Origin of the sequence: Cobetia sp. 1CM21F, assembly GCF_023161745.1 — a bacterium.
GTDB lineage: Bacteria > Pseudomonadota > Gammaproteobacteria > Pseudomonadales > Halomonadaceae > Cobetia > Cobetia amphilecti.
On the sequence record NZ_JALNTQ010000004.1, the window covers coordinates 310,870 to 336,703 of the forward strand.

Below are 25,834 nucleotides of genomic sequence, written 5' to 3' on the forward strand. Positions count from 1 at the left end.
CTGAAGAGCATCGCCTCTGATTCGTCAGATCCTGATGTCGTGACAGCCCTGCCGGTCATCCCGGCAGGGCTGTTTTTTTGCCTGCGGGCACGAAATCCTTCAGGCAGACGGCTCTCGGCGTCATCAGGTCGTGATTGTCAGCAACAGAAAACAGAAACGCCGCCCTCGATGAGGGCGGCGTTTCTGTCTGCGGCAGGCGTGGCGTGCGAGGTGAGCCTCGTCAGGCCTGGGCCCGGCGGCTTACTTCTCGCTGAAGCGCTGTACGTTCGACAGCTTCGGCTTGGCCTGCGGGTTGCGGCGATACAGCAGAGCGATCTTGCCGATGCTCTGGATCAGGGTCGCGCCGGTTTCGCTGCATAGGTGGCGAGCCACCTCGCCGCGCGCTTCGCGATCGTTGATCGCCAGCTTCAGCTTGATCAGTTCGTGATCGTGCAGTGCGCGCTCCAGTTCGGTCACGACGCCTTCGGAAAGGCCGTTTTCCGAGACGGTGACGATCGGGTCAAGATGGTGCCCGATGCTGCGAAATGCTTTCTTTTGTGACTGTGACAAGCTCATGGTATCGTAAAGTTTCCCTGTTGGCGTCCGATGGGAGCGGGGAGCGTAGCGAAAGACAGGGTCGACTCCAGGGCTTGAAATCCAGGGGTGTGAACCCGTCTGTTGCGCAGGCAATGTCTGTGCCCACGGGCGGAACCGCGCGCAGGACCCGCCATTCTACTCCATGACGACGCTCATGACACGACCCGTGCGCATGCTTGCCACGCCTTTCGTGTCGTCGTTATCCCCCGCGCTATCTCCCGCCAGTATTCGATTTTCCCCGACATTCCAGGTGACAACGTGGCTCACCCCAGCAAGAGCAGTGCTGGCTGGATGAAGGAACACTTTGATGACGCCTATGTCCAGCGCAGCTGGGCCGACGGTTATCGTTCCCGTGCCAGCTACAAACTGATTGAAATCGATGACAAGGACCGCCTGCTCAAGCCGGGTGCCACCGTCATCGACCTCGGCGCAGCCCCCGGTGGCTGGAGCCAGATCGCCGCGGACCGCGTCGGCATGGAAGGCGTGGTCATCGCCTCCGACATTCTCGAGATGGACGCCCTGGCCGGTGTCGACTTCATTCAGGGCGACTTCACCGAAGAGGCCGTGCTGAACCAGATTCTGGCCACTTTGGGGGATCGCCCGGTAGATCTCGTGATCTCCGACATGGCGCCCAACATGAGCGGCATGAGCGCGATCGATCAGCCTGCCGGCATGTACCTGGTCGAGCTGGCGCTGGATCTGGCGCGCCAGACCCTCAAGCCGGGCGGCAATTTCCTGGTCAAGGTCTTCCAGGGCGAGGGCTTCGATGCCTATCTGAAGGACATGCGTGGCAGCTTCAAGAAGGTCGTGACCCGCAAGCCGGAAGCATCGCGTGCACGCTCACGCGAAGTCTATCTGCTGGGGCAGGGCTTCAAGGGCTGATGGTCAGTGTCCTTGCGTGCCGCTGCACGCGGCAGGCATCGGCTCGCGGTGGCGAGATTTCCACGTTGCTGGTCGCATGCTTCATCGCGGGTTAAGGCGAGCCATGCGATGCTCGTCCAGACTGGCGCCAATGTGTCCGGGCGAGTCGCGGCGCTGGCTGATGCAGGCTGTCTATCGGCGCAATAGTCCATTGTCGGGCTTTAAGCAATGGTTGCCAGCCCCCATCTGGTGTAGTGTCGATATCATTGGGTCTTGAGTACGATGGGCCAGTGACAGTTCGGTGGGTTTCAATGCCTTACCGATGCTGGCAGGCAAGTAGCACAATGCACGGCAAGCTTTGAGTGACTCGGTAGGCGAAGTGGCGCGTTGCGCTGACTTGATACCCCGCAGGCACGATCAGATAGCATGGCAGGCCACCACAAGACGGCAGTCGGAGTATTCACGGCATGCCAAGACAGATTCATGCAATGAGGGTGTCCCCTTGAACGACATGGCGAAGAACCTGATTCTCTGGTTGATCATCGCAGCAGTGCTGCTGACGGTGTTCAACAACTTCAGCGTCGATACCTCGCCGCAGGCGATGAACTATTCACAGTTCGTCCAGCAGGTGCAGAACGACCGGATCAAGAGTGTGACCATCGATGGTTACACCATTGAGGGTGAGCGGGCCGATGGTTCCAGCTTCACCACCATCCGGCCGGCGGCGTCCGATCCCAAGCTGATGGATGACCTGCTTGCCAACAAGGTGGAGGTCATCGGCAAGAAGCCTGAGCAGCAGTCGCTGTGGACACGCCTGTTGATTGCCAGCTTCCCGATTCTGATCATTCTGGCCATCTTCATGTTCTTCATGCGCCAGATGCAGGGTGGCGGCGCCGGCAAGGGTGGTCCGATGAGCTTCGGCAAGTCCAAGGCCAAGCTGCTGAGCCAGGACCAGATCAAGACCACCTTCAGCGATGTCGCAGGCTGTGACGAAGCGAAGGAAGAGGTCGAGGAACTGGTCGACTTCCTCAAGGACCCCAGCAAGTTCCAGCGTCTTGGCGGTCAGATTCCGCGTGGCGTCCTGATGGTAGGCCCGCCGGGTACCGGCAAGACCCTGCTCGCCAAGGCGATCGCCGGTGAAGCCAAGGTGCCGTTCTTCAGCATCTCCGGTTCTGACTTCGTCGAGATGTTCGTCGGTGTCGGTGCCTCCCGTGTGCGTGACATGTTCGAGCAGGCCAAGAAGCAGGCGCCGTGCATCATCTTCATCGATGAGATCGACGCCGTCGGCCGTCACCGTGGTTCCGGCATGGGCGGTGGTCACGATGAGCGTGAGCAGACCCTGAACCAGCTGCTGGTCGAGATGGATGGCTTCGAGGCGAATGACGGCATCATCGTCATCGCCGCGACCAACCGTCCTGACGTGCTTGACCCCGCGCTGCTGCGTCCGGGCCGCTTCGACCGTCAGGTGACCGTCGCACTGCCGGACATCCGTGGTCGCGAGCACATCCTCGGCGTTCACCTGCGCAAGGTGCCGATGGGCGATGACGTCGTACCGGTCAACATTGCACGTGGTACACCGGGCTTCTCCGGTGCGGACCTGGCCAACCTGGTCAATGAAGCCGCCCTGTTTGCCGCGCGTCGCAACAAGCGTCTGGTCGGCATGGAAGAGCTGGAGCTGGCCAAGGACAAGATCATGATGGGCGCCGAGCGCAAATCGATGGTCATGTCCGAGAAGGAGAAGCGCAACACGGCCTATCACGAGTCTGGCCACGCCATCATCGGCCTGGTGATGCCCGAGCATGACCCGGTCTACAAGGTGTCGATCATTCCGCGCGGTCGTGCGCTGGGTGTGACGATGTTCCTGCCGGAAGAGGATCGCTACAGCTACTCGCGTCAGCAGATCATCAGTCAGATCTGCTCGCTGTTCGGCGGCCGTATCGCCGAAGAGATGACGCTGGGCCCGAACGGTGTCACCACCGGCGCGTCCAACGACATCAAGCGTGCTACCGAGCTTGCCCACAACATGGTCGCCAAGTGGGGTCTCTCCAGCGAGATGGGCCCGATCATGTACGACGAGGACGAGTCCCATCAGTTCCTCGGTGGCCCGGGTCAGGGTGGCGGCAAGCTGAAGTCTGGCGACACCACCTCGCGTCTCGACAAGGAAGTGCGTCGTATCATCGACGAGTGCTACGCCAAGGCGCAGCAGATCCTGGAAGAGAATCGCGACAAGCTGGATGCGATGACCGAAGCGCTGATGACCTACGAGACCATCGATGCCGAGCAGCTGGCGGACATCATGGCGGGTCGTGCTCCGCGTCCGCCGAAGGACTGGGGTGGCCCGGCGAGCGGCGGTGACGGTGGCCTGGTGGCCCCGGTTGCCGACACTCCGAAGGAGGAAGCGCCGGAAGCGCCGGAAGCTCCCAAGGCGGATGATGACGCTGATGGCAGTGAAGATGACGACAGCAATCGCCGTCGCCCGTCTGATCCGCTGGGTGGTCCGAGCGGTCATTGATGTACGCCTGATGTAGGCCTGAACTAGGCCCGATGTAGGCATAAGGGGCGCCCGATATCGCATGCGATGTCCGAGTCTCTGAAAGGAAAAACGCCCGACTGGCTTGCCAGTCGGGCGTTTTCTTGTCTGCAGCAATGGTGGCCTGTGCCGCTGCAGCAATGACGCTGGTGAAGTTAAGGTGCTGCTGATGAGTGGCCTACGCCGCGGCGTGACGGTGTTGACTCATGTCTCTGCACGGGCATTGTCAGCGCCATGATGAGCGTGGGGTGAAAGGTCTGAGCCAATGGCGTTGCCATCTGCTGACGCCCCGTGTGGTGGCCATTCCACGCCTTGCGCACCATGGGCTGGCTCTTTAAAGTGGTGCCCAATCATTTCTGACCGGGCTGCGAAGCCACCTTCGTGTCCCTCTCGCCTGCATGGAATGCCATGACGAATTCTGCCTTGAGTGCGCCTCTCGAGCCTCGAGTGGGCCATCTGATGTCATTGGAGTGCGCTGGACGCCTTCTCGATCTTTCGCGTCCGCGGGTGATGGGGATTCTCAACGTGACGCCGGACTCCTTCTCGGATGGCGGCCGCAGCGCGACCCTGGACGCCGCGCTGCGCAATGCCGAGCAGATGCTGGGCGATGGTGCCGCGATGATCGATGTCGGCGGTGAGTCGACACGACCCGGGGCGACGCCGGTCAGCACCGAAGAAGAGCTTGAGCGGGTCTGCCCGGTGGTGGAGCGGCTGGTGAGCGAGCTGGGCGCGTTGGTGAGCATCGATACCAGCAACCCGCAAGTCATGCGCGAAACCGCACGGCTGGGGGCCGGCATGATCAATGACGTGCGTGCGCTGAATCGAGACGGCGCGCTCGAGGCCGCCGCTGACAGCGGGCTGCCCGTCTGTCTGATGCACATGCGCGGCGAGCCGGACACCATGCAGCAGGATACGCATTATGCTCAGTCCATCGAGCAGGAAGTCCGGACGTTCCTGGCGGCGCGTATCGCGGCCTGTGAGGCGGCGGGCATCGCGCGTGAGCGACTGCTGCTGGACCCCGGCTTCGGCTTCGGCAAGTCACTGCAAGACAATCTGCGCCTGTATCACCGCATGGCGCAGTTGCATGAATTCAACCTCCCGCTGCTGATCGGCACGTCACGCAAGAGCATGATCGGCAATGCCCTCGGGCGCGCGGTAGAGGATCGCTTGGCTGGTAACCTGGCACTGACGGCATTGGCCGTTCGTGACGGGGCCAGACTGTTTCGCGTTCACGACGTGGCCCCGACTGTCGACGCTGTCGACATGGCATGGGCCGTGCTACAGGAAGGCACGATACGATGAGTCGACGTTATTTTGGTACGGATGGTATTCGCGGCACGGTCGGGGAGTTCCCCATCACGCCAGACTTCATGCTCAAGCTGGGCTGGGCGGCAGGCCGCGTATTTGCCCGCCACGGCCGCGGCAAGGTATTGATCGGCAAGGACACGCGCATCTCGGGCTACATGTTCGAATCCGCGCTCGAGTCCGGCCTTTCGGCAGCGGGCGTCGATGTGTCCCTGCTCGGCCCGATGCCGACGCCGGGGATCGCCTATCTGACGCGCACCTTCCGCGCCGATGCCGGTATCGTCATCTCGGCCTCCCACAATGCCTATCCGGACAACGGCATCAAGTTCTTCTCCGCTGCCGGCACCAAGCTGGATGATGCGCTGGAAGCCGAGATCGAAGCCGAGCTGGACCGCGACATCGTGATCGTCGGCCCGGACAGCCTGGGCAAGGCGTCACGCATCCAGGATGCGGCCGGCCGCTATATCGAATTCTGCAAGTCCACGCTGCCGGGTCGTCTGGGTCTGCACGGCATGAAGGTGGTACTGGATTGCGCGCATGGCGCGACCTATCACATCGCGCCGAACGTCTTCCGTGAGCTGGGTGCCAAGGTCAGCGTCATCGGCGGTGAGCCGGATGGCCTCAACATCAATCAGGGCGTCGGCTCCACGCACCCGCAGGCGCTGCGCGCGGCCGTCATCGAGCAGGGCGCCGATCTGGGCGTGGCCTTCGATGGGGATGGTGACCGCCTGATCCTGGTCGATGCCGATGGCCGTGTCATCGATGGTGACGACATCCTCTACATGATCGCGCGTGACCGTCACGAGCGCGGCGTGCTGGGCGGCGGTGTCGTCGGCACCCTGATGTCCAACTTCGGCCTGGCGGCAGCACTGGAAGGCCTGGGAATTCCCTTCGAGCGTGCCAAGGTCGGTGACCGCTACGTCATCGAGCGTCTGGAAGCCAATGGCTGGCAGCTGGGTGGCGAATCCTCCGGCCACATCGTCTGCAGCCATATCCAGAGCACCGGTGATGGCATCGTCTCGGCGCTGCAGGTGCTGGCGATCATGGCGCGTGAAGAATGCTCGCTCAGTGAATTGCTGGTCGGCTTCGAAAAGGCTCCTCAGGCGCTGATCAATGTGCGTCTGGCGCCGGGGTGTGACAACAAGGCGCTGATGGCGGCGGACGCCGTGCAGGCCGCGGTGGTCGAAGTGGAACAGACGCTGGGCAACGAAGGGCGCGTGCTGCTGCGTCCCAGCGGTACGGAACCGCTGATTCGTGTCATGGTCGAAGGGCGTCCGCACTTCGATGTCGATGCGCTGGCGGGTCAGATCGCCGCGACGGTCGAATCCAGCATGTCGGCGTGATGCGCTGACAAGGCAGCTCGCCGGGGCGACGGTGCACGTCGCTGAGTGGTCGGGTTGCACAGGACGACAACAGGCGCCGAGTGCGCCTGTTGTCGTTTCTGGCAGTTGCCCCGAGCCTGATCGTGCCGGATCACGGGGCTTGACAGGGGTCGCGAAGGTTGTCAGTCAAGGGCGGCTCCATTACCATCCTCGCACTGCTCACAAGGGAGAAGCACATGCGTACACCGCTGATTGCCGGAAACTGGAAGATGAATGGTGATCTTGCCCTGGTCGATGAGTTTGCCCGGGGTCTGCAGGCGGCTGAGCTGCCGCAGGGCATTCAGGTGGCGCTGGCAGTGCCTTTCCCTTATCTGAGCGCCGCTCGCGCGAGCATGCCTGTGAGCGTGGCACTGGCGGGGCAGACGCTGAACCCGGCGAGCGAGGGTGCCTTTACCGGCGAAGTGGCGGGTCAGATGCTCAAGGATGTCGGTGCCGCGATGGTGCTGGTCGGCCACTCGGAGCGTCGAAGCCTGTATGCTGAAGACGATGCGGCGGTACTGGCGCGTGTCGAGGCGGCGCTTGCCGCTGGCCTCACACCGGTGCTGTGCGTCGGTGAGACGCTCGAAGAGCGTGAAGCCGGTGACACGGAGCGTGTCGTGCTGGGACAGCTGGAGGCGGTGTTCTCCGCGCTCTCCGCCGATGCGCGCACGCGTCTGGTCGTCGCCTATGAGCCCGTCTGGGCCATCGGTACCGGGCGCACCGCCTCGCCCCAGCAGGCGCAGGAGGTCCATGCGGCCATTCGCGCGCGCTTGGCCGAGTGGTCTGCCTCGCTCGCCGAGGCAATGCAATTGTTGTACGGCGGCAGCATGAAAGCTGCCAATGCCGCCGAGCTGCTTGCGCAGCCGGATATCGACGGCGGTCTCGTGGGCGGTGCCTCGCTCCAGATCGACGAATTCCTAGCCATTTGCCAGTCTGCAGGTTGAATCTCATGCAAGTAGCCGTTCTGATGGTCCATGTGGTACTCGCGGTCGCGCTGATCGTGCTCGTCCTTCTCCAGCAGGGCAAGGGTGCCGAAGCTGGCGCTGCCTTTGGTGGCGGTGGTGCTTCCCAGACCGTTTTCGGGTCCAGCGGTAGCGGCAACTTCCTCGCGCGCTTCACGGGTGTTCTGGCCGCGGGCTTCTTCGCGACCTCTCTGACACTGGCCTGGTTCGCGTCCAACGCCAACCAGCCGTCAGTCGAAGCGGGCATTCCGAATGCCAGCGTGATCGAGCAGCAGAAAAATTCACTGCCATCACTTGACGACTCCGAGGAAAGTGTGGAGAATACGTCGCCAGTGCTTGAGGAAAGCGGCAACGCAGACCAACCAGCACTCTAAGGAATTCAAGGCGTTAACTTTGAATTCTTCCGGGTAACGTCTCAGGCGATACCCGCCCCCGTGCCGAAGTGGTGGAATTGGTAGACACGCTATCTTGAGGGGGTAGTGACCTTATGGTCGTGGGGGTTCAAGTCCCCCCTTCGGCACCATCTTGTTAGATCGATTGGCAGTCTGGACGCAACTCTGCCACCTTGGAAAGACGTCATTCCTTGACCTCCTTTTTCGGTGACATTACCATCGTCCGACTATTGTTGCGGGGTGGAGCAGTCTGGTAGCTCGTCGGGCTCATAACCCGAAGGTCATCGGTTCAAATCCGGTCCCCGCTACCAAGTTTCTTGAAAGGCCCCTTCCTATGAAGGGGCTTTTTGTTAGCACCAGTGCCAATCAGCCACCTAGCTCTCTTCTCTACTCCCGGTCAGGTGCCTGATGCAACTGCTGTAGGAGCCTCGTCTGTGTCAACCAAGGACGCTGCGCTTAACGCGCTTATCGATCCAGTCGTCTCTGCTCTGGGCTTCGAGCTCTGGGGTATCGACTATCTCTCCCAAGGCAAGCAGTCCCGTCTGGTGATCTATATCGACCATCCCGATGGCATTACCGTGGACAACTGCGCAAACGTCAGTCGTCAGGTGGGTGCCGTACTGGATGTCGAAGACCCCATTACCGGTCAGTTCCAGCTTGAAGTCTCGTCTCCAGGCATGGATCGTCCGTTGTTCACGCTTGACCAGTACGAGCGCTACATCGGTCACGTGGTGGCACTGCGACTTCGCCAGGCCTTCGATGGCCAGCGCAAGTTCCAGGGGCTGGTGACTGGCACCGAAGACGGTGATGTCGTGATCCGGGTCGATGAAGAAGAATACTGTTTTCCCATTGAAAGCATCGACCAGGCACGCATTGTGCCGCAGTTCAAATAACTGACGTTGTCGGCACACCGCTCGCGTTGCGAGCCCGGGTCGATGCGCAAGGACAGGTTTCTGGCGAGGCAAAGTCATGAGCAAAGAGATTCTGCTGGTCGTTGACGCCATCTCCAACGAGAAAGGCGTGCCGCGGGATGTGATTTTCGAAGCCGTCGAAGCGGCATTGGCTTCGGCGTCACGCAAGCGTTTCGATCAGGAAGAGGCGGATATCCGCGTCAAGATCGATCGTGTCACCGGTGATTACGCGACCTACCGTCGCTGGACCGTCGTCGAAGACGACGAGTTCGAGACGCCGGACTACGAGATCAAGGCCAGCATCGCCGAACAGCGCGAAGAGCCGCTGGCGCTGGGTGCCGTGGTCGAGAAGCAGATCGAATCCGAAGCGTTCGGTCGCATCGCTGCACAGACCGCCAAGCAGGTCATCGTGCAGAAGGTGCGCGAGGCCGAGCGCGCGGAAGTGGTGCGCCTTTACGCCGAACGTGAAGGTGAGCTGGTCGCGGGTATCGTCAAGAAGACGACACGTGATGGCCTCATCATCGATCTGGGCGACAACGCCGAAGGCTTCCTGCCGCGCGGTGAGATGATTCACGGCGAGCGCTACCGCTTGAACGAGCGGGTTCGTGCCCTGCTGTGGAAAGTCGACGCGGATGCTCGTGGTTCTCAGCTGATCCTGTCGCGTACGCGTCCTGAGCTGATCATCGAGCTGTTCAAGATCGAAGTCCCGGAAATCGCCGAGCAGCTGATCGAGATCAAGGGTGCTGCCCGTGATCCGGGCTCGCGCGCCAAGATCGCGGTCAAGAGCAACGACAAGCGCATCGATCCGATCGGTGCCTGTGTCGGCATGCGTGGTTCACGCGTGCAGGCCGTGTCCAATGAACTGCGTAACGAACGCGTGGATATCATCCTGTGGGATGACAATCCTGCCCAGCTCGTCATCAACGCCATGGCGCCGGCAGATGTCGGTTCCATTCTGGTCGACGAAGACACCCATTCCATGGATGTCGCTGTCGCTGCGGACAACCTGGCTCAGGCCATCGGTCGCAGCGGTCAGAACGTTCGTCTGGCCAGTGAGCTGACCGGTTGGCAGCTCAACGTCATGACCGAGGCGGAAGCCGAGGGCAAGCGCGAGCAGGAAATCGACAGTTTCGTCGAATATTTCATCACTCATCTCGAGATTGAAGAGGATCTAGCCCGTGTCCTGGTGGACGAGGGCTTCACCTCACTCGAGGAAATCGCCTATGTCCCGCTCGAGGAAATGCTCGAGGTCGAGGGCTTTGACCAGGATCTGGTCGAGGAGCTGCGCGCTCGGGCCAAGGATGAACTGCTGAATCTCGCCATCGCCACTGAAGAGCAACTGGACGGCGCACAGCCGGCCGAAGACCTGCTCAACATGGAAGGCATGGAGAGTCATCTGGCATACATCCTGGCCAGCAAGGGTATCGTCACCATGGAAGACCTTGCTGAGCAGGCCATCGATGATCTGAAAGACATCGAAGGCGTCGACGAAGAGCGAGCAGCGGCGTTGATCATGACCGCCCGCGCGCCCTGGTTCGCAAGCGAACAGTAACTAGGTCACGGGCTCAGGAGGGTCGTACATGTCAGAAATGACAGTCAAAGAATTCGCCAAGAAGGTGGGCCGCGAGTCAGCCCGCCTACTGGAACAGATGCATGAAGCGGGTCTGAAGCACAAGTCAGAGAACGACGCCGTCTCTGAGGTCGACAAGCAGAAGCTGCTTGATCACCTCACCAAGAGCCACGGTGGTGGCGCCGCTCCGGCAGCGCCCAAGAACCGCATTACCCTGACCCGCAAGACCAAGTCTCGCATCAACACGGGTAGCGGTCGCGGCAAGTCCATCGAGGTGCAGGTGCGCAAGAAGCGTACCTACGTCAAAGAGGGCGAAGAGCAGGCTGCAGAAGCGCCGGCTGCTGCTGCACCGGCAGCTGCCGTTGCGGACAAGCCGGCTGCGGCACCGCAGCGCGAAGAGCGTCGTGGCAATGACAACCGTCGCGAAGAGCGTCCGCGTCAGAGTGCACCGGCTGCTGCCGCTGCACCGGCCGCCGACGCTGCGCCGGAAGTCAATGCGCCGCCGAAGGAGCCGCGTGGTGATGCACCGCGTCGCGCCAAGGCTGCGCCGCGTGATGAATCACGTGATCGTCGCGAAGCCCGTGAAGACCGTAGCGAACGCAAGCGTGGCGGGGCCAAGAAGGTCAAGCGCGCCGAGCGTCGCGGTGGTCGTCGTGGTGGCCGTGATGCCAACCGTCAGCCGCCGAAGCCGGTCCAGACCTTTGTCCGTGAAGTCTCCATCCCTGAGTCCATCTCAGTGGCAGACCTCGCCGACAAGATGGCCGTCAAGGCGTCTGAAGTGATCAAGACCATGTTCAACATGGGCGCTGCGGTCACCATCAACCAGACGATCGATCAGGAAACCGCGACCATCGTGGTCGAGGAAATGGGCCACACGCCCAAGCTGATCAAGGATGACGCACTCGAGACAGCCGTTCTCGAAGGCATCTCCTACGAAGGTGAGCAGATCACCCGCGCGCCGGTCGTTACCGTCATGGGTCACGTCGACCACGGCAAGACCTCGCTGCTGGATTACATCCGCCGCACCAAGGTGGCCACAGGTGAAGCGGGTGGTATCACCCAGCACATCGGTGCCTACCACGTCGAACACGACAACGGCGACATCACCTTCCTGGATACCCCGGGCCACGCGGCGTTCACCGCCATGCGTGCTCGTGGTGCCAAGGCGACCGACGTCGTCATCCTGGTGGTGGCTGCCGATGATGGCGTGATGCCGCAGACCATCGAGGCTGTCGAGCACTCCAAGGCCGCGGGTGTCCCGATGGTCGTGGCGGTGAACAAGATCGACAAGCCGGGTGCTGATCCGGACCGCGTCAAGAATGAGCTGTCCCAGCACGGTGTCATCTCCGAGGAATGGGGTGGTGATACCCAATTCGTCCACGTTTCCGCCAAGACCGGCGAAAACATCGACGCGCTGCTCGAAGGTGTCCTGCTGGTCTCCGAAGTTCTCGAACTTCAGGCCGTGCCGTCCGCGCCGGGTAAAGGCGTCGTGGTCGAGTCCCGTCTCGACAAGGGCCGTGGCCCGGTCGCGACCGTGCTGGTCCAGAACGGTACGCTGAAGAAGGGCGATATCGTCCTCGCCGGCCTGCATTACGGCCGTGTGCGTGCGCTGATCAACGAACTCGGCAAGCAGGTCGATTCCGTGGGTCCGGCCATGCCGGTCGAGATCCAGGGCCTGGGTGGCACGCCGGACGCCGGTGAAGAGTTCACCGTGGTCCCGGACGAGAAGAAGGCACGTGAAGTCGCCAACTTCCGTCAGGGCAAGTACCGCGAAGTGCGCCTGGCACGTCAGCAGAAGGCCAAGCTGGAGAACATGTTCTCCCAGATGGGTCAGGACGAAGTCGCCAAGGTCAACGTCGTCCTCAAGGCCGACGTGCAGGGTTCTCTGGAAGCCATCCGTGGCGCGCTGGAAGAACTCTCCACCGAAGAAGTCAAGGTGGCCGTGGTCTCTTCCGGTGTCGGTGGTATCACCGGTACCGATGCCAACCTGGCGCTCGCTTCCGAAGCGATCCTGGTCGGCTTCAACGTCCGTGCTGACGCCTCCGCGCGTGAGATCGTCGAACGTGAAGGTCTGGATCTGCGCTACTACAGCGTCATCTACCAGCTGATCGACGAGGTCAAGCTGGCCATGACTGGCATGCTGGCACCGGAATTCCGCGAGCAGATCGTCGGTGTTGCCGAAGTGCGCGATGTCTTCAAGGCACCGAAGATCGGCGCGATCGCCGGTTGTATGGTCGTCGAAGGCAACATGTACCGCTCCAAGCGCATCCGCGTGCTGCGTGACAACGTGGTCATCTATGAAGGCGAGCTGGAATCCCTGCGTCGCTTCAAGGATGACGTCAACGAAGTCCGCAACGGCATGGAATGTGGTATCGGCGTCAAGAACTACAACGACGTGCAGGTTGGCGACAAGATCGAGGTGTTCGACCAGATCCAGGTCGAGCGCACGCTCTGATAGCGCCCCTGCAAGGAGAGATCACGGATGCGTGAATACAGCCGTACTGACCGCGTGGCGGACCAGATCCAGCAAGAGCTCGCGCTGTTGATTCAGCGCGAGGTCAAGGACCCGCGCCTTGGCATGCTGACGGTCAGCGCCGCCAAGGTCAGCCGCGACCTGTCCTACTCCGATGTCTACGTGACCCTGCTGGGTGACGACAGCCCGGAACGCATCAAGGAAAACCTCGCCGTGCTCAAGCGCGCGGCAGGTTTCCTGCGCTCCCAGCTGGCGCGCACCATTCAGCTGCGCCACGTGCCGGAACTGCGTTTTCATTACGATGAAAGCGTCGTTCGTGGCCATCACCTGTCCTCACTGATCAACGATGCGGTCGCCGACGATCGCAAGCGCAGTGCTGAACGCGGTGATGATGACAGCGAAGATGGTGCCCCGGGCACCACGCCGGACGCCTGATGGCGCGTCGTCGTCGCGGCTTGCCGATCGATGGCGTTCTGTTGCTGGACAAGCCCAAGGGCATGTCCAGCAACTATGCGCTTCAGAAGGCTCGTCGCCTCTACCAGGCGCAGAAGGCCGGTCATACCGGCACGCTCGACCCGATGGCGACCGGCTTGTTGCCGGTCTGCTTCGGTGAAGCGACCAAGTTCTCCTCGCATCTTCTCGAGGCAGACAAGGTCTATCGGGCACGGATCAAGTTTGGCCAGGTCACCGATACCGGTGATGCGGAAGGCACGGTGATTCGCGAGCGGGAGATTCCCGAGATTGCGCAGGCCGAGCTGGACGCGGTGCTGGACAGGTTCCGTGGCGAGATAGATCAGGTACCGCCGATGTACTCCGCGCTCAAGCACCAGGGACGTCCGCTCTATGAGCTGGCGCGCCAGGGGATTGAAATCGAGCGTGCAGTCCGTCGCGTTACCATCTACAATATGGCGCTTCTTGCGCGGCACTCCGATGGCATCGAGATCGAAGTGGCGGTCAGCAAGGGTACCTACATACGCAGTCTGGCCGAGGATATCGGCGAGGCGCTGGGCTGTGGAGCCCACCTCACGGCACTGCGTCGTCTCAAGACGGGCCCGTTCACGGGTGATGCCATGCTGGATTTCGAGCGCCTCGAGGCGCTGGCTGACCAGCAGGCACGTGAAGGCGTTCTGTTACCTGTCGACATCCTGCTCGATCATCTCCCGCGTCTCGACATCACTGCCGAGATGGCGCGGATGATATTGCGTGGTCAACAGGCTGAAACGACGACAGGGTCGCTGGAAGTGGACTCCCTGGCTCGTGTGTATCAGGACCAGCAGTTGCTCGGGCTGGTCCGGATTGCGGCGGAGGGCGTCATCGCTCCTCGCCGACTGCTCAGTTCTGCCGTCGAGGCGGCGGCTGGGTGAGCTGATTGCGGCCTCGCCGCAAGCCGCATGAAGACTGCAAATATGCGTGGTCTTCGACATTTCTAATCTATCAAGCATATTGCTTACTGGAGAGACAGATGGCACTTACCGCTGAGAAGAAGGCTGAGATCGTTACCGAATTCGGCCGTGGCGAGAACGACACCGGTTCCCCGGAAGTTCAGGTTGCTCTGCTGAGCGCCAACATTGATGGCCTGCAGGGTCACTTCAAGGCCAACAAGCAGGATCACCACTCCCGTCGTGGTCTGATCCGCATGGTCAACCAGCGCCGCAAGCTGCTTGACTACCTCAAGCGCAAGGACTTCGAGCGTTACACCGCTCTGATCCAGCGTCTGGGTCTGCGTCGCTAATCAGCGATGTTGCCGCCATGCACTTCGGTGCATGGCGGGCCCCCGGTGGGCACAGGAAAACCGACACTGCCTGCGGGCGGTGTCGGTTTTTTTGTGCCTGATACCGAGGTGATCCGGGCTTCAGATCAGAGGCTCGACCCGCGCTGCAGCCCGCTTGTCGCGTGGGATCAACCCGCTTTTCATTGCCTGTGGCGCGCTTTACCATGAGCGCCTGGCATCGATGACTATCAGATTAAAGGACATGCGCCGTGAACCCGGTAACGCACAGCTTCCAGTACGGTAATGACACCATCACCCTCGAGACCGGCCGCATCGCGCGTCAGGCGACCGGTAGCGTGATGGTGACCATGGGCAATACCTCGGTGTTGTGCACCGTGGTGGCCAAGGCGTCGCCGAAACCCGGCCAGTCCTTCTTCCCGTTGTCGGTCCATTATCAGGAGAAGGCCTACGCGGCGGGGCGTATCCCCGGCGGCTTCCTCAAGCGCGAAGGGCGTCCCACCGAGAAGGAAACCCTGACCTCGCGCTTGATCGACCGTCCGATGCGCCCGCTGTTTCCCGAAGGCTTCATGAATGAGGTGCAGGTGGTCTGCACGGTGATGTCGGCGGAGCGCAATGTCGACCCGGACATTGCGGCACTGCTCGGCACCTCTGCAGCGCTTTGCATCTCTGGTGTGCCCTTCGCTGGCCCCGTGGGCGCGGCGCGCGTCGGCTTCAGCGAGCAGCGCGGCTACTTCCTGAATCCCGGCTACAGCGAACTGGCGCATTCCGAGCTGGACATGGTGGTGGCGGGCACCGAGAAGGCCGTGTTGATGGTCGAGTCCGAAGCCCAGGAGCTGCTGGAAGACGAGATGCTCGGCGCCGTGCTCTATGGCCATCACGAGATGCAGAAGGCCATCACGGGGATCGAGACGTTCGCCGCCAAGGTCAATCGTCCCAAGTGGGCGTGGGTGCCGCAGAAGCTCGACCGCGTGCTGGTCGAGGCGCTGGAGCAGAGCTTCGCCACCCGGATCGGTGATGCCTATCGCCTGAGTGACAAGATGGCGCGGCAGGACAGTCTGTCGGCGCTCAAGGCGCAGGCCATCGATCTGCTGGGCGCCGAGGATGATGCGCGCTTCAGTGTCGAGGCCGTCGCCACGGCCTTCGCGGCGCTCGAGAAGCGTATCGTGCGTCAGCGCGTTATCGCCGGTGAGCCGCGTATCGATGGTCGTGATACGCGCACCGTGCGACCGCTGGACATGGCGGTCGGCGTGTTGCCCAAGGCGCATGGCTCGGCGCTGTTCACCCGCGGTGAGACCCAGGCGATCGCCACTGCCACCCTGGGGACCACGCGCGACTCACAGTTGATCGAAGGGCTGTCCGGCGAGAAGCAGGACCGCTTCATGCTGCACTACAATTTCCCGCCCTACTGCGTCGGCGAGACGGGCTTCATCGGCGCGCCCAAGCGGCGTGAGATCGGTCATGGGCGTCTGGCGCGTCGGGGCATCGAATCCATGCTGCCGTCGCTGCAGGCCTTCCCCTACGCGATCCGTGTCGTCTCCGAGATCACCGAATCCAACGGCTCGAGCTCGATGGCATCCGTCTGTGGCGCCTCGCTTGCGCTGATGGACGCCGGTGTGCCGCTCAAGGCACCGGTCGCGGGTATCGCCATGGGGCTGGTCAAGGACGCCAATGGCGTCGCGATACTGACCGATATCCTCGGCGATGAGGATCACCTCGGCGACATGGACTTCAAGGTCGCGGGGACCGCGGAAGGCGTTACCGCGCTGCAGATGGACATCAAGATCGAGGGGATCGACGAGGAGATTCTTGAGCAGGCGCTGGAACAGGCCCTCGAGGCACGTCTGACCATCCTCGCGCAGATGAATGAGGTGCTGGCCGCCAGTCGCCAGGAAGTCTCGGACAATGCCCCGGCGATGCTGTCCCTCAAGATCGCGCCCAACAAGGTGCGTGACGTGATCGGCAAGGGCGGCTCCACCATCCGCAAGATCTGTGAAGAGACCGGGGCCAATGTCGATCTCGACGACGATGGCAGCGTGCGCATCTATGCCGAGCACAAGGCGCAGGCGCAGGCGGCTGCCAAGTACGTCGAGGGCATCATTGCCGAGGCCGAGATCGGCAAGCTCTATGCCGGCAAGGTGGCGCGCATCGCCGACTTCGGTGCCTTCATCACCTTCATGCCGGGCACTGATGGTCTGCTGCATATCTCGCAGATCGTCGAGGAGCGGGTCAATGACGTACGTGACTACCTCAATGAAGGCGATGAGGTGGTGGTCAAGGTGCTCGACATCGACAACCGCAATCGCGTCAAGCTGTCGCTGAAAGAGATCAGCGAAGAAGAGAAGGCGGCCTTTGCCGCTGCTCAGGCTGAAGAGGCCGCCGCCCAGGACTGACCGATCGTCGCGGATCGCCCCCGCCTCGGTCTTGCCTGCTCTGCATGAGAGGTGAGCCCTCCGGGCAAGAAAAAGCCCCCGCCAGTAACCTGGCGGGGGCTTTTGCGTGTCTCCCTGCTCGAGATTGCGCGAGCAGGGAGGGTTCAGGCGGGGGTTCAGATATGTGAGCGATCAGCTGCGCTCGATGGCCAGCGCGACACCCTGACCGCCACCGATGCACAGGGTCGCCAGACCCTTCTTGGCATCACGCTCGATCATCTCGTGCACCAGCGAGACCAGCACACGGCAGCCGGAGGCGCCGATCGGGTGGCCGAGGGCAATGGCGCCGCCATTGACGTTGACCTTGTCGACATCCCAGCCCAGCTCCTTGTTGACCGACAGGGCCTGGGCGGCGAAGGCTTCGTTGGCTTCGATCAGGTCGAGGTCTTCCAGGCTCCAGCCGGCCTTCTTGAGGCACAGGCGAGTCGCCGGCGCCGGGCCGATGCCCATGATCTTGGGATCAACACCCGCGTTGGAGTAGGCCTTGATGGTCGCCAGCGGCGTCAGGCCCAGCTCGCGGGCCTTGTCGGCGGAGCACAGCATGACCACGGCAGCGCCGTCGTTGAGCGCTGAGGCGTTGCCGGCGGTGACGGTGCCGTCCTTCTTGAAGGCCGGACGCATGCCGCCGAGCTTCTCGGCCGTGGTGCCGGCGCGCGGGTTCTCGTCGGTATCGAAGACGATCGGGTCGCCCTTGCGCTGCGGGATCTCGACCGGGACGATCTGGCCCTTGAAGCGGCCAGCTTCGATGGCGGCGCAGGCCTTCTGCTGAGAGGCGGCCGCGAAGGCGTCCTGGGCTTCACGGCTGATCTCGTATTTCTCGGCCAGATTCTCGGCGGTGATGCCCATGTGGATGTCATTGAAGGCATCCCACAGACCGTCGTGGACCATGGAGTCGATCGCCTTCCAGTCGCCCATGCGCTTGCCGTCACGCGAGTTGGGCAGCACGTGCGGAGACAGGGACATGTTTTCCTGCCCGCCGGCCAGAATCAGCTCGGCATCGCCGCAACGGATGGCCTGGGTGGCCAGGTGCAGCGCCTTGAGGCCAGACCCGCAGACCTTGTTGATGGTCATGGCGGGCACGCCTTCCGGCAAGCCTGCCTTGATGACCGCCTGACGTGCCGGGTTCTGACCGCATCCTGCTGTCAGCACCTGACCCAGAAGCACTTCATCGACCTGATCGCCACTGACACCCGTGCTGGCGAGGATATCCTTGATGACATGTGCGCCGAGATCCGCGGCGGAAATGCCAGCCAGGCTGCCACCGAAGGCGCCTACGGCGGTACGACGGGCTGCTACGATCACCACATCCTGCATCTGAACGCTCCTGTTCTCTTGCGAGACTGTCTGAGTCAATTGGCTGCGACTATGGCCATGCCATCAAGCAGGCGAGGCGCAGTCCTGCTGAGGTGAGATTCCAGCATAAGGCAGTTTTGTGCGGTGCGGCAATCGCCAAAGGGCATCTCCAGTGTCAGCCTTTAGCCATACGTATCGCCTGTCCAGACGGCACGACGCCAGCGCTCTGACAGGCAGGGCTGGCGTCGTGTTGGAGTGCTCGCGGCAGGCTCAAGGCCTGAAAGCATCAGCCCTCAGGGCGTGGAGCGGCAGGCAGCAAGGGGGGCTCAGGCCATCTGGACCGGGATGGCGTTGGCCGTATGGCTGACCTCGTTGCCTTCCATCAGATAGACCATGGAGGGCTTGTGCGCGTCCAGTTCGCTCTCGGCGTAGTGGGCGAAGGCGCAGATGATCACGCGGTCGCCGACGTCGGCCTGGTGGGCTGCGGCGCCGTTCACCGAAATGATCTTCGAGCCCTCTTCGCCGCGAATGGCATAGGTGGTGAAGCGCTTGCCGTTGTCCACGTTGTAGATCTGGATCTGTTCGTACTCACGAATGCCTGCCATGTCGAGCAGGTCGCCATCGATGGCGCAGGAGCCCTCGTAGTTGAGGACGGCGTGAGTCACGCGGGCCATGTGCAGCTTGGCCTTGAGCATGATGGCTTGCATCAGGATGTCTCCGGTTGAGCGCCGCCGGGCGCAGATCAAGGCCCTGGGACCAGGGCCATGGCGCGTATGGCGTGGCGGACAGTGCCACGCCAGGGTGCAAGGCGGCGCAGTCTAATCAGGCATCAGGCCACCGGCAAGGCGACCTTCAGGTTATCGAGCAGGCGCGTACGGCCCAGATGAGCGGCGACCAGAATCACCGCCTCGCGCGTGTCATCCTCGACCGCCCCCAAGTCAGCCGCGCGGCGCAGCTCGAGGTAGTCCGGCTTGAAGCCGCTCTCGCTGATGGCGGCCAGTGCCTCGCGCAGCGCCACATCACGCGCCACGCCCTGCTCAAGGCGAGCCTTCAGGGCATCGAGGCACTGCTTGAGACGCGGCGCGATGGCACGCTCCTGCTCACTCAGGTAGCCGTTGCGTGATGACAGCGCCAGACCATCCTCGGCACGCACGATGGGCACACCGATGATCTCGATGCCGAAGTGCAGGTCGCGGTTGAGCTTGCGGATCACGGCCAGCTGCTGGAAGTCCTTCTCGCCGAAACAGGCGATTTCAGGGCGTACCAGATTGAACAGGATGCTGACGACGGTGGCGACGCCATCGAAGTGCCCCGGACGGTTGCCGCCGCACAGGCCTTCGGAAACGCCCGGCACCTGCACGTTGCACAGTCCGTCGCGGCCCGTGGGGTAGAGTTCCGCCGTCGAGGGGGCGAACAGCAGGTCACATCCTTCGGTGGCCAGCGCATTCTGGTCGGCCTCGAGGGTGCGCGGATAGCTGTCGAGGTCTTCGCCGGGGCCGAACTGCAGCGGATTGACGAAGATGCTCGCGACGACCATGTCGGCGTGGCGGCGCGCTTCACGGACCAGTGACAGGTGGCCGGCATGCAGGTTGCCCATGGTCGGCACCAGCGCGATACGCAGGCCATCGCGGCGCGCCTGGGCGAGTTGCTCACGCAGGACGTTGATCTGGGAGACGGTTTTCATCAGAAGCCGTGCTCCGGTGCCGGGAAGCTGCGCGTCTTGACCGCCTGGTGGTAGGCGGCGAAGGCCTCCTGCACGCTGCCGGCATCGCTCATGAAATTCTTGACGAAGCGTGGCTTGCGGCCAGGCGTCAGGTCGAGCATGTCGTGCATGACCAGGATCTGGCCATCGACGTCCACGCCGGCACCGATGCCGATCACCGGCACCTCGACGGCATCACGAATGCGCGCGGCCAGCTCGGACGGCACGCATTCGAGCAGGATGATCGCGGCACCCGCGGCTTCCAGCGTGCGGGCATCGGCGATGATCTGCTCGGCGCGTGCCTCGTCGCGACCCTGCACCTTGTAGCCGCCGAAGGCATGCACGTGCTGTGGCGTCAGGCCCATGTGCACACAGACCGGCACGCCACGCTGGACGAGCGCGGTGACGGCATCGGCCAGCCAGGCTTCGCCTTCGACCTTGACCATCTCGGCGCCGGCACGCATCAGACGTGCCGCATGATCGAGCAGGATGTCGGTGCTGGCATTGCTCATGAAGGGCAGGTCGGCCATCAGCAGGCTGCCTTGCTTGCCACGTGCCACGGCGGCGGTGTGGTAGCAGATGTCATCGATGGTGACGGGCAGGGTGCTGGTATGGCCCTGCAGGACCATGCCGAGAGAGTCGCCGACCAGCAGCACTTCAATGCCGGCATCGCTGGCAAGATGAGCAAAGGTGGCATCGTAGGCGGTGAGGCAACTGAACGTCTCACCATCGGCCTTGAGGCGGCGCAGGGTGCTCAGGGTGACGTTTTTCATCGGGACGCTTACTCGTTGCGGCGCGTATGACGCGGCTGCCCGTGGCGTCGAGCAGCCGCGATCGCGAGAAGGCCGCCGAGGGCGGACTGCGGGCGACACGGGCCGGTGTTACCAGAAAGTGTTACCGCACAGGCCAAAGTGGGCACGACGGTAACAAGATGGCGAAACTCTACTCCTGAGGTCCGAGGGGGAGCAAGTCATCGCCCTCAACTCGAGACGCCAGTGTTTCGAGATTCTCCTCGCCCAGCACGCTGAGGCGCTGCGGGCCCAGCAGGTCAGCCAACGGACGCATCACGAAACCACGTTTGAGCATTTCGCGATGGGGCACGACGAGACGCGGCGTCGAGATCCTGCTGTCATTGAAGAGCAGCAGGTCCAGGTCCAGCGTGCGGGGGCCCCAGTGACGCAGCCGCACGCGGCGATGCTGCTGTTCGAGGGCTTGCAGTTGATCGAGCAGGGCGAGGGGAGACAGGCGGGTCGATAGCTCGGCGACGGCATTGACGAAGTCGGGCTGGTCCTGCGGGCCGACCGGCTTGCTGGCATACAGGCGAGAGTGTCGCGTGCAGCGGGTCAGCGGCAGCCGGTCGAGAGCCTCAAGCGCGCGCTCCAGTTGAGCGCGCGGATCGTCAAGATTGGCACCGAGGCCAATCAAGGCTGTCGAAATCATGCGGAGTTCCTGCGTGGAGACGGCAGTGGCTCAGATGAGCCACTGCTCAGCCCTGGCCGCGACCATTGCGCCGACGCTTGCCGCGACGCTTGGTGCCGACCGGCTTGCTGCCGGCGGGGCCTTCATCGGAGACACCTTCGATCATCGTGACCTGGGTGCGAGCATCGACTTCCTGGAAGTCGGTCCACCACTTGCCCAGCCCCGGCTTCACTTCGCCGGCGAATTCGCGCAGCAGCAGGAAGTCGTAGGCGGCGCGGAAGCGCGGATGCTCGCGGGTCTGGAAGGCGCGCTTGCCACGACGGCGCGGCAACTTGGCCTGCATGTCCCAGATCTCGCGCATCGGAATGCTGAAGCGCTTCGGGATCGAGGTGTGGTTGAGCTGGCGAGCAATCGCCTGCTGGGCCGCCTGGTGGGCTGCCGGAATATCGGGCATGCCACTGGCGATCAGCTGGTCGGTACGCGCCTTGACGCCCGGCCACAGCAGGGCGGCATACAGGAAGGCCGGCGTGACCGGCTTGTCTTCGCGGATGCGGTCGTCCGTGCTGGCCAGCGCCTTCTCGATCAGCGGCATGGACCAGTGATAATGCGCGAAGCTCTCTTCCGTCTCGGGGAACAGCATCTGGAACAGACCAAACTCACGCAGGAGATGGAAGGTTTCCAGTGCATAGCCGGACATGAACAGCTTGAGCACTTCCTCGAACATGCGCGCCGGCGGAATCTGCAGCAGCAGCGGGGCCAGTTCGTACATCGGTTCGGCCGTGGCCTCCTCGATGTCGAAGTCCAGCTTGCCGGCGAAGCGGACGGCACGCAGCATGCGCACCGGATCTTCGCGATAGCGTGTTTCCGGATCACCGATCAGGCGAATCATGCGCGCTTCGATATCGCGTACACCATTGGCCCAGTCGTGGATCGTGAAGTCGGACACGTCGTAATAGAGGGCATTGATCGTGAAGTCGCGGCGCAGCGCGTCCTCCTCGATGGAGCCGAAGACGTTGTCACGCAGCAGCATGCCGTCTTCCGACTGCTGGGTATGCTGGCTGGGCGTGCTATCGGCCGGCTTGCCGCGGAAGGTGGTGACCTCGATCACCTCACGACCGAAGCGCACGTGCACGATACGGAAACGACGGCCGATGATGCGGGCATTGCGGAACAGCTCGCGGACCTGTTCCGGCGTGGCGTTGGTGGCCACGTCGAAGTCCTTGGGGCGTTGTCCGAGCAGGGCATCACGGATACAGCCACCGACCAGATAGGCCTGATATCCACCGCTTTGCAGGCGATAGAGTACCTTCAGCGCATTCTCGCTGAGCTGGCGGCGGGACACGGGATGCTCATCCCGCGGTATCACACGCAGGCTGGGCAATGGGGCCGCGGGCGCGTCAGTTGCATTGAAAAGCGTCTTCAAGCGGTCACCGGGGCGTTGTAGAAAGCGGGTAAATCCTTTGAGCATGCAGCGATTCGACTCGTGCGTGGCAGGCCGCCCAGTGTAGCCGAGGGCAGATACCTTGGCAAAGCGCCGGTCTGCCATCCAGGGGCCGACTCTGCACTTCAAGGCGTCTGACGAGGCGAAAATCACCTCTCAGACAAGGAAAAAGGGAGACCGATCACTCGGTCTCCCTTGCAGGTAGGGTACACGCATCCTTGAGCGGATGTTCTTTTTCGTGATGGCGCATCGCCCTGAATACGCACCACAGTCACAAATCAATGCAGACAGATCCTTCGTGTTGCAGATCATGTTGTTGTTGTCTGGCTGTCTGTTCGGTGACCATCTCGTATTCAAAACAATCTTCCATTCACCGACGGCTGAGTAGCCTCCCCCCGCGAGTTGTTGTTGTTTCGGGGGTGATCCGGGGTCGAGCCTGTTGTTCTTGTTGGTGCTCGAGGCCGGATTCGTCGCGTCCTGGTCAGTAGATTCCGGACTGCCGATATCTTGTTGTTGTTGGATCGGCGGATGATGAACTGCGGCCGTTTGTTCTTGTTTTGGCTCTTGCCTGTCACCACTCATGTAGTGAGGCATGCGGTTCATCATCAATGTCACGCGCTCGACGGGTATTGTTCTTGTTGGTGTCGAGGGTTTTCGAAGCATTGCGCGTTCTTGTTGTTGTTGGGCGCGCTTCGTATTTCCGGTTGTTCTTTTTCTTGACCGTGTTATTGCATCGGATGTGCCACAGCTTAAAAAAAACCAGCAATTCAGTCATTTAGACATAGGTCGCTGAGACGTGAGGTGTAGAGAGGTGCGAGGTGTTACCTGACGTGCCCATTGGTGCGCTGGATGGGGTCATGATTTGGGGTCGATGGTAACAATTGGTGCGAAGGTCTAACGAAGTGCCTTGCAAGCTAATGATTGAGCTGGGTTTTTTGCGAGTCTTTCGACACTAAAGTCTAGCGATGCCCTCGATGATGCGGGGATCTCTGGCAGGCAAGGTGGCGCCGCAGGCGGCTTGCTCGCTCGGGAGGGCACCTGCATGGTGCAGTGACTTCAGCGCAGTGACTTCAGCGCAGTGACTTCAGCGCAGTAACTTCAGCGCAGTGACTTCTGTGCGCCAGCGTCAGTGCTCCAGCGTCGCTCCAGCTTCATTGCGCCAACGTCAGTTTGCGGGAGAGCTGCGGCGGCCCTTGCGACGTGGAATGCCCAGGCGCTGACGTCGCTCCCAGAGGTTCTTGCGGCTGATGCCGAGGCGGCGTGCGAGCTCGGTCTCGCTCATGTGGTCCTGATGCTCGAGCACGAAGTGCTGGAAGTAGTCCTCCAGCGAAAGGTCTTCCTCCTCACCGGCATCGCCGACCACCGAGAGGCCGCTGCGTGGGGTGTCCGCAGGCGGTGGCTGGCCCATGTCCTGTTGGCCGGCTGCGGGCTGACCTGTCACAGGCGCTGCGGCCGTCTCGGGACTTGCGCCCCTGGCGGCGCCTTTCACTGTGCCTTTCATCGACCCTTTAATCGCACCTTTCGCCGCCCCTCTGCCCGCTGTCTTCGGCGTCTGAGCAGTGGAGGGTGCCGCCGGGACGGCCGTTGCGGCGGGCGTTGCCTGAAGCGGCTGCCCTGAGGGCGTGCGCAGGCCGAGGTCTTCCGGGGCGATGATGCGGCGCTCCGCCAGGATGACGCCCCGCTCGAGGGCGTTTTCCAGCTCACGGACATTGCCGGGCCAGGCGTAGTGGTGGATTTCCTGACGCGCCCGCTGAGAGAGTCGCATGCCGTCCCGACCATGCTTGCGGGCGATGCCGGCCAGCAGGTGCTCAGCCAGTTCCAGCACGTCATCGCCGCGCTCACGCAGGGGCGGCAGGTCGATCTCCATCACGTTCAAGCGATAGTAGAGGTCGAGGCGGAACTCGCCGCTGGCCGAGAGCTGATGCAGGTTGCGGTGGGTCGCGGCGATGAGGCGGATGTCGACGTAGCGCGTCTCGATGGCCCCCACGCGGCGAATCTCGCCCTCCTGCAGCACTCGCAGCAGGCGTGCCTGGGCATCCAGTGGCAGTTCGCCGATCTCATCCAGAAACAGTGTGCCGCCGTCGGCGGCTTCGATCAGACCGGTGCGTGAGCTGGTGGCGCCGGTGAAGGCGCCTTTTTCATGGCCGAACAGTTCGGACTCGATCAACGTCTCGGGAATGGCGGCGCAGTTGACGCAGATCAGCGGCGCCTGATGGCGTTCACTCTGGCGGTGAATGGCGCGCGCGACCAGCTCCTTGCCGGTGCCGGACTCACCGAGTACCAGCACGGTGACATCGGCGGGCGCAACCTTGCGGATGCGGGTATAGACCTGTTGCATGGCGCGACAGTGGCCAATCATCTCCACCGGCTTGTTGGCCGTGCCAGCATGCGCCTGGGGCGGAGGGGGCGCGGCACTCGGCGCCCCCTGGCGTGGCAGCGACAGCGCATCGCGCACGCTGCGCGCGAAGGCCTGCTGATCGAACGGCTTGGGCAGATAGTCGGCTGCCCCTGCCTTCAGACAGCCGATGGCGGCGTGCAGGCTGGGGTTGTCGGCCAGCAGCAGCACGGGAGTTGGCCGGCTGGCACGCAGGATCGGGTCGGCATGCTCTCCGGCCAGTTCGCTGTCGCAGATCACCAGCGCGAAGTCGGCGGGGTGTTGCAGACGGGCATCCTCCAGGCCGCTGGCCTGCACCACGTCGTGACCCTCGCGCTCCAGCAGATGCTGCAGCGTGTTGCGCGAAGCACCTTCCTTTTCGACGATCAGAATCCGGGCCATGGGGTGATGTCGCTCGCCTGAGGGTGTGCATGAGGGAATGACTGTCGTTCGAGTCTGTCCTGTTCCCACAGGGGAGGCAATCCGACAATCGTGGCTGTTGT

At 62.6% G+C, this 25,834-nt stretch carries 22 protein-coding genes and 2 tRNA genes; 15 read left to right on the top strand and 9 right to left on the bottom strand.

From position 1 onward, the window contains the following. Window positions 1-240 precede the first annotated feature (240 nt). Window positions 241-555, bottom strand: a complete 315-nt coding sequence (gene yhbY / locus MSG32_RS14585) for a ribosome assembly RNA-binding protein YhbY (RefSeq protein WP_043333380.1) — start codon at window positions 553-555, stop codon at window positions 241-243. A 279-nt stretch (window positions 556-834) separates the two neighbouring features. On the opposite strand from yhbY, the gene rlmE reads away from it, so the two are divergent. The 15 genes from rlmE (at window position 835) to pnp (ending at window position 17,063) form a co-directional block, all read left to right on the top strand. Then, window positions 835-1,458, top strand: a complete 624-nt coding sequence (gene rlmE, locus MSG32_RS14590) for a 23S rRNA (uridine(2552)-2'-O)-methyltransferase RlmE (protein WP_225347478.1) — start codon at window positions 835-837, stop codon at window positions 1,456-1,458. 481 nt (window positions 1,459-1,939) lie between these two features. Next, a complete protein-coding gene (gene ftsH, locus MSG32_RS14595) occupies window positions 1,940-3,949 on the top strand; it encodes an ATP-dependent zinc metalloprotease FtsH (RefSeq protein ID WP_248380438.1) in 2,010 nt (669 codons plus the stop codon). 477 nt (window positions 3,950-4,426) lie between these two features. Further along, a complete protein-coding gene (gene folP, locus MSG32_RS14600) occupies window positions 4,427-5,269 on the top strand; it encodes a dihydropteroate synthase (RefSeq protein ID WP_240548772.1) in 843 nt (280 codons plus the stop codon). Further along, complete coding sequence (glmM, locus tag MSG32_RS14605; RefSeq protein WP_043333386.1) at window positions 5,266-6,615, top strand: phosphoglucosamine mutase; 1,350 nt, start codon at window positions 5,266-5,268, stop codon at window positions 6,613-6,615. Before folP ends, glmM begins: the two co-directional genes overlap by 4 nt. A gap of 215 nt (window positions 6,616-6,830) precedes the next feature. After that, the gene (tpiA, locus tag MSG32_RS14610) at window positions 6,831-7,577 is read left to right on the top strand and encodes a triose-phosphate isomerase (RefSeq protein WP_043333389.1); all 747 of its coding nucleotides are present in this window, start codon (window positions 6,831-6,833) and stop codon (window positions 7,575-7,577) included. Window positions 7,578-7,582: 5 nt separating this feature from the next. Then, the gene (secG, locus tag MSG32_RS14615) at window positions 7,583-7,969 is read left to right on the top strand and encodes a preprotein translocase subunit SecG (RefSeq protein WP_043333391.1); all 387 of its coding nucleotides are present in this window, start codon (window positions 7,583-7,585) and stop codon (window positions 7,967-7,969) included. Between the two features lie 62 nt (window positions 7,970-8,031). Continuing rightward, window positions 8,032-8,118: transfer RNA gene (locus MSG32_RS14620), tRNA-Leu, on the top strand. 103 nt (window positions 8,119-8,221) lie between these two features. Then, window positions 8,222-8,298, top strand: a tRNA-Met gene (locus tag MSG32_RS14625). 123 nt (window positions 8,299-8,421) lie between these two features. Then, the gene (gene rimP, locus MSG32_RS14630) at window positions 8,422-8,880 is read left to right on the top strand and encodes a ribosome maturation factor RimP (RefSeq protein WP_043333393.1); all 459 of its coding nucleotides are present in this window, start codon (window positions 8,422-8,424) and stop codon (window positions 8,878-8,880) included. A 76-nt stretch (window positions 8,881-8,956) separates the two neighbouring features. Beyond that, window positions 8,957-10,450 (top strand): transcription termination factor NusA, encoded by a 1,494-nt coding sequence (nusA, locus tag MSG32_RS14635; RefSeq protein ID WP_054556444.1) that lies wholly within the window; start codon window positions 8,957-8,959, stop codon window positions 10,448-10,450. 28 nt (window positions 10,451-10,478) lie between these two features. Beyond that, complete coding sequence (infB, locus tag MSG32_RS14640; RefSeq protein ID WP_043333398.1) at window positions 10,479-12,923, top strand: translation initiation factor IF-2; 2,445 nt, start codon at window positions 10,479-10,481, stop codon at window positions 12,921-12,923. A gap of 27 nt (window positions 12,924-12,950) precedes the next feature. Then, window positions 12,951-13,376, top strand: coding sequence for a 30S ribosome-binding factor RbfA (gene rbfA, locus MSG32_RS14645; protein WP_043333400.1), 426 nt, complete (start codon window positions 12,951-12,953; stop codon window positions 13,374-13,376). After that, on the top strand, window positions 13,376-14,305 hold the full coding sequence (truB, locus tag MSG32_RS14650; RefSeq protein WP_054556446.1) for a tRNA pseudouridine(55) synthase TruB: 930 nt from the start codon (window positions 13,376-13,378) through the stop codon (window positions 14,303-14,305). The genes rbfA and truB overlap by 1 nt, the downstream gene beginning before the upstream one ends. A gap of 98 nt (window positions 14,306-14,403) precedes the next feature. Continuing rightward, window positions 14,404-14,673 carry a 30S ribosomal protein S15 gene (rpsO, locus tag MSG32_RS14655; RefSeq protein WP_024952154.1) on the top strand — a complete coding sequence of 90 codons (270 nt, stop codon included), beginning with the start codon at window positions 14,404-14,406 and terminating at the stop codon, window positions 14,671-14,673. Window positions 14,674-14,921: 248 nt separating this feature from the next. Further along, the gene (pnp, locus tag MSG32_RS14660) at window positions 14,922-17,063 is read left to right on the top strand and encodes a polyribonucleotide nucleotidyltransferase (protein ID WP_153635064.1); all 2,142 of its coding nucleotides are present in this window, start codon (window positions 14,922-14,924) and stop codon (window positions 17,061-17,063) included. A gap of 171 nt (window positions 17,064-17,234) precedes the next feature. On the opposite strand, the gene MSG32_RS14665 is transcribed toward pnp, so the two are convergent. The 8 genes from MSG32_RS14665 to MSG32_RS14700 all read right to left on the bottom strand — a co-directional run bounded on the left by MSG32_RS14665 (window position 17,235) and on the right by MSG32_RS14700 (window position 25,733). Further along, entirely contained in the window at window positions 17,235-18,416 is a 1,182-nt protein-coding gene (locus MSG32_RS14665; RefSeq protein ID WP_248380440.1) for an acetyl-CoA C-acetyltransferase, read from the bottom strand. Window positions 18,417-18,721: 305 nt separating this feature from the next. Next, window positions 18,722-19,102 (bottom strand): aspartate 1-decarboxylase, encoded by a 381-nt coding sequence (panD, locus tag MSG32_RS14670; protein ID WP_043333409.1) that lies wholly within the window; start codon window positions 19,100-19,102, stop codon window positions 18,722-18,724. Window positions 19,103-19,224: 122 nt separating this feature from the next. Further along, complete coding sequence (panC, locus tag MSG32_RS14675; RefSeq protein WP_248380442.1) at window positions 19,225-20,079, bottom strand: pantoate--beta-alanine ligase; 855 nt, start codon at window positions 20,077-20,079, stop codon at window positions 19,225-19,227. After that, window positions 20,079-20,870, bottom strand: coding sequence for a 3-methyl-2-oxobutanoate hydroxymethyltransferase (panB, locus tag MSG32_RS14680; RefSeq protein ID WP_054556449.1), 792 nt, complete (start codon window positions 20,868-20,870; stop codon window positions 20,079-20,081). The genes panC and panB overlap by 1 nt, the downstream gene beginning before the upstream one ends. A 169-nt stretch (window positions 20,871-21,039) precedes the next feature. Next, window positions 21,040-21,537 (bottom strand): 2-amino-4-hydroxy-6-hydroxymethyldihydropteridine diphosphokinase, encoded by a 498-nt coding sequence (folK, locus tag MSG32_RS14685; RefSeq protein WP_043333416.1) that lies wholly within the window; start codon window positions 21,535-21,537, stop codon window positions 21,040-21,042. A gap of 46 nt (window positions 21,538-21,583) precedes the next feature. After that, entirely contained in the window at window positions 21,584-22,984 is a 1,401-nt protein-coding gene (gene pcnB, locus MSG32_RS14690; protein ID WP_043333418.1) for a polynucleotide adenylyltransferase PcnB, read from the bottom strand. 129 nt (window positions 22,985-23,113) lie between these two features. Then, on the bottom strand, window positions 23,114-23,620 hold the full coding sequence (locus MSG32_RS14695) for a hypothetical protein (RefSeq protein WP_152965404.1): 507 nt from the start codon (window positions 23,618-23,620) through the stop codon (window positions 23,114-23,116). A gap of 502 nt (window positions 23,621-24,122) precedes the next feature. After that, window positions 24,123-25,733 (bottom strand): sigma-54 dependent transcriptional regulator, encoded by a 1,611-nt coding sequence (locus tag MSG32_RS14700; RefSeq protein ID WP_248380444.1) that lies wholly within the window; start codon window positions 25,731-25,733, stop codon window positions 24,123-24,125. Window positions 25,734-25,834: the final 101 nt, after the last annotated feature.

Coding starts and splice junctions, on each gene's coding strand:
- MSG32_RS14665 (WP_248380440.1), bottom strand. CDS start 18,416: ATGCAGGATGTGGTGATCGTAGCAGCCCGTCGTACCGCCGTAGGCGCC.
- rpsO (WP_024952154.1), top strand. CDS start 14,404: ATGGCACTTACCGCTGAGAAGAAGGCTGAGATCGTTACCGAATTCGGC.
- panC (WP_248380442.1), bottom strand. CDS start 20,079: ATGAAAACCGTCTCCCAGATCAACGTCCTGCGTGAGCAACTCGCCCAG.
- rbfA (WP_043333400.1), top strand. CDS start 12,951: ATGCGTGAATACAGCCGTACTGACCGCGTGGCGGACCAGATCCAGCAA.
- folK (WP_043333416.1), bottom strand. CDS start 21,537: ATGATTTCGACAGCCTTGATTGGCCTCGGTGCCAATCTTGACGATCCG.
- yhbY (WP_043333380.1), bottom strand. CDS start 555: ATGAGCTTGTCACAGTCACAAAAGAAAGCATTTCGCAGCATCGGGCAC.
- pcnB (WP_043333418.1), bottom strand. CDS start 22,984: ATGCTCAAAGGATTTACCCGCTTTCTACAACGCCCCGGTGACCGCTTG.
- folP (WP_240548772.1), top strand. CDS start 4,427: ATGTCATTGGAGTGCGCTGGACGCCTTCTCGATCTTTCGCGTCCGCGG.
- nusA (WP_054556444.1), top strand. CDS start 8,957: ATGAGCAAAGAGATTCTGCTGGTCGTTGACGCCATCTCCAACGAGAAA.
- panB (WP_054556449.1), bottom strand. CDS start 20,870: ATGAAAAACGTCACCCTGAGCACCCTGCGCCGCCTCAAGGCCGATGGT.
- truB (WP_054556446.1), top strand. CDS start 13,376: ATGGCGCGTCGTCGTCGCGGCTTGCCGATCGATGGCGTTCTGTTGCTG.
- tpiA (WP_043333389.1), top strand. CDS start 6,831: ATGCGTACACCGCTGATTGCCGGAAACTGGAAGATGAATGGTGATCTT.
- secG (WP_043333391.1), top strand. CDS start 7,583: ATGCAAGTAGCCGTTCTGATGGTCCATGTGGTACTCGCGGTCGCGCTG.
- panD (WP_043333409.1), bottom strand. CDS start 19,102: ATGCAAGCCATCATGCTCAAGGCCAAGCTGCACATGGCCCGCGTGACT.
- infB (WP_043333398.1), top strand. CDS start 10,479: ATGTCAGAAATGACAGTCAAAGAATTCGCCAAGAAGGTGGGCCGCGAG.
- MSG32_RS14700 (WP_248380444.1), bottom strand. CDS start 25,733: ATGGCCCGGATTCTGATCGTCGAAAAGGAAGGTGCTTCGCGCAACACG.
- glmM (WP_043333386.1), top strand. CDS start 5,266: ATGAGTCGACGTTATTTTGGTACGGATGGTATTCGCGGCACGGTCGGG.
- MSG32_RS14695 (WP_152965404.1), bottom strand. CDS start 23,620: ATGCTTCGAAAACCCTCGACACCAACAAGAACAATACCCGTCGAGCGC.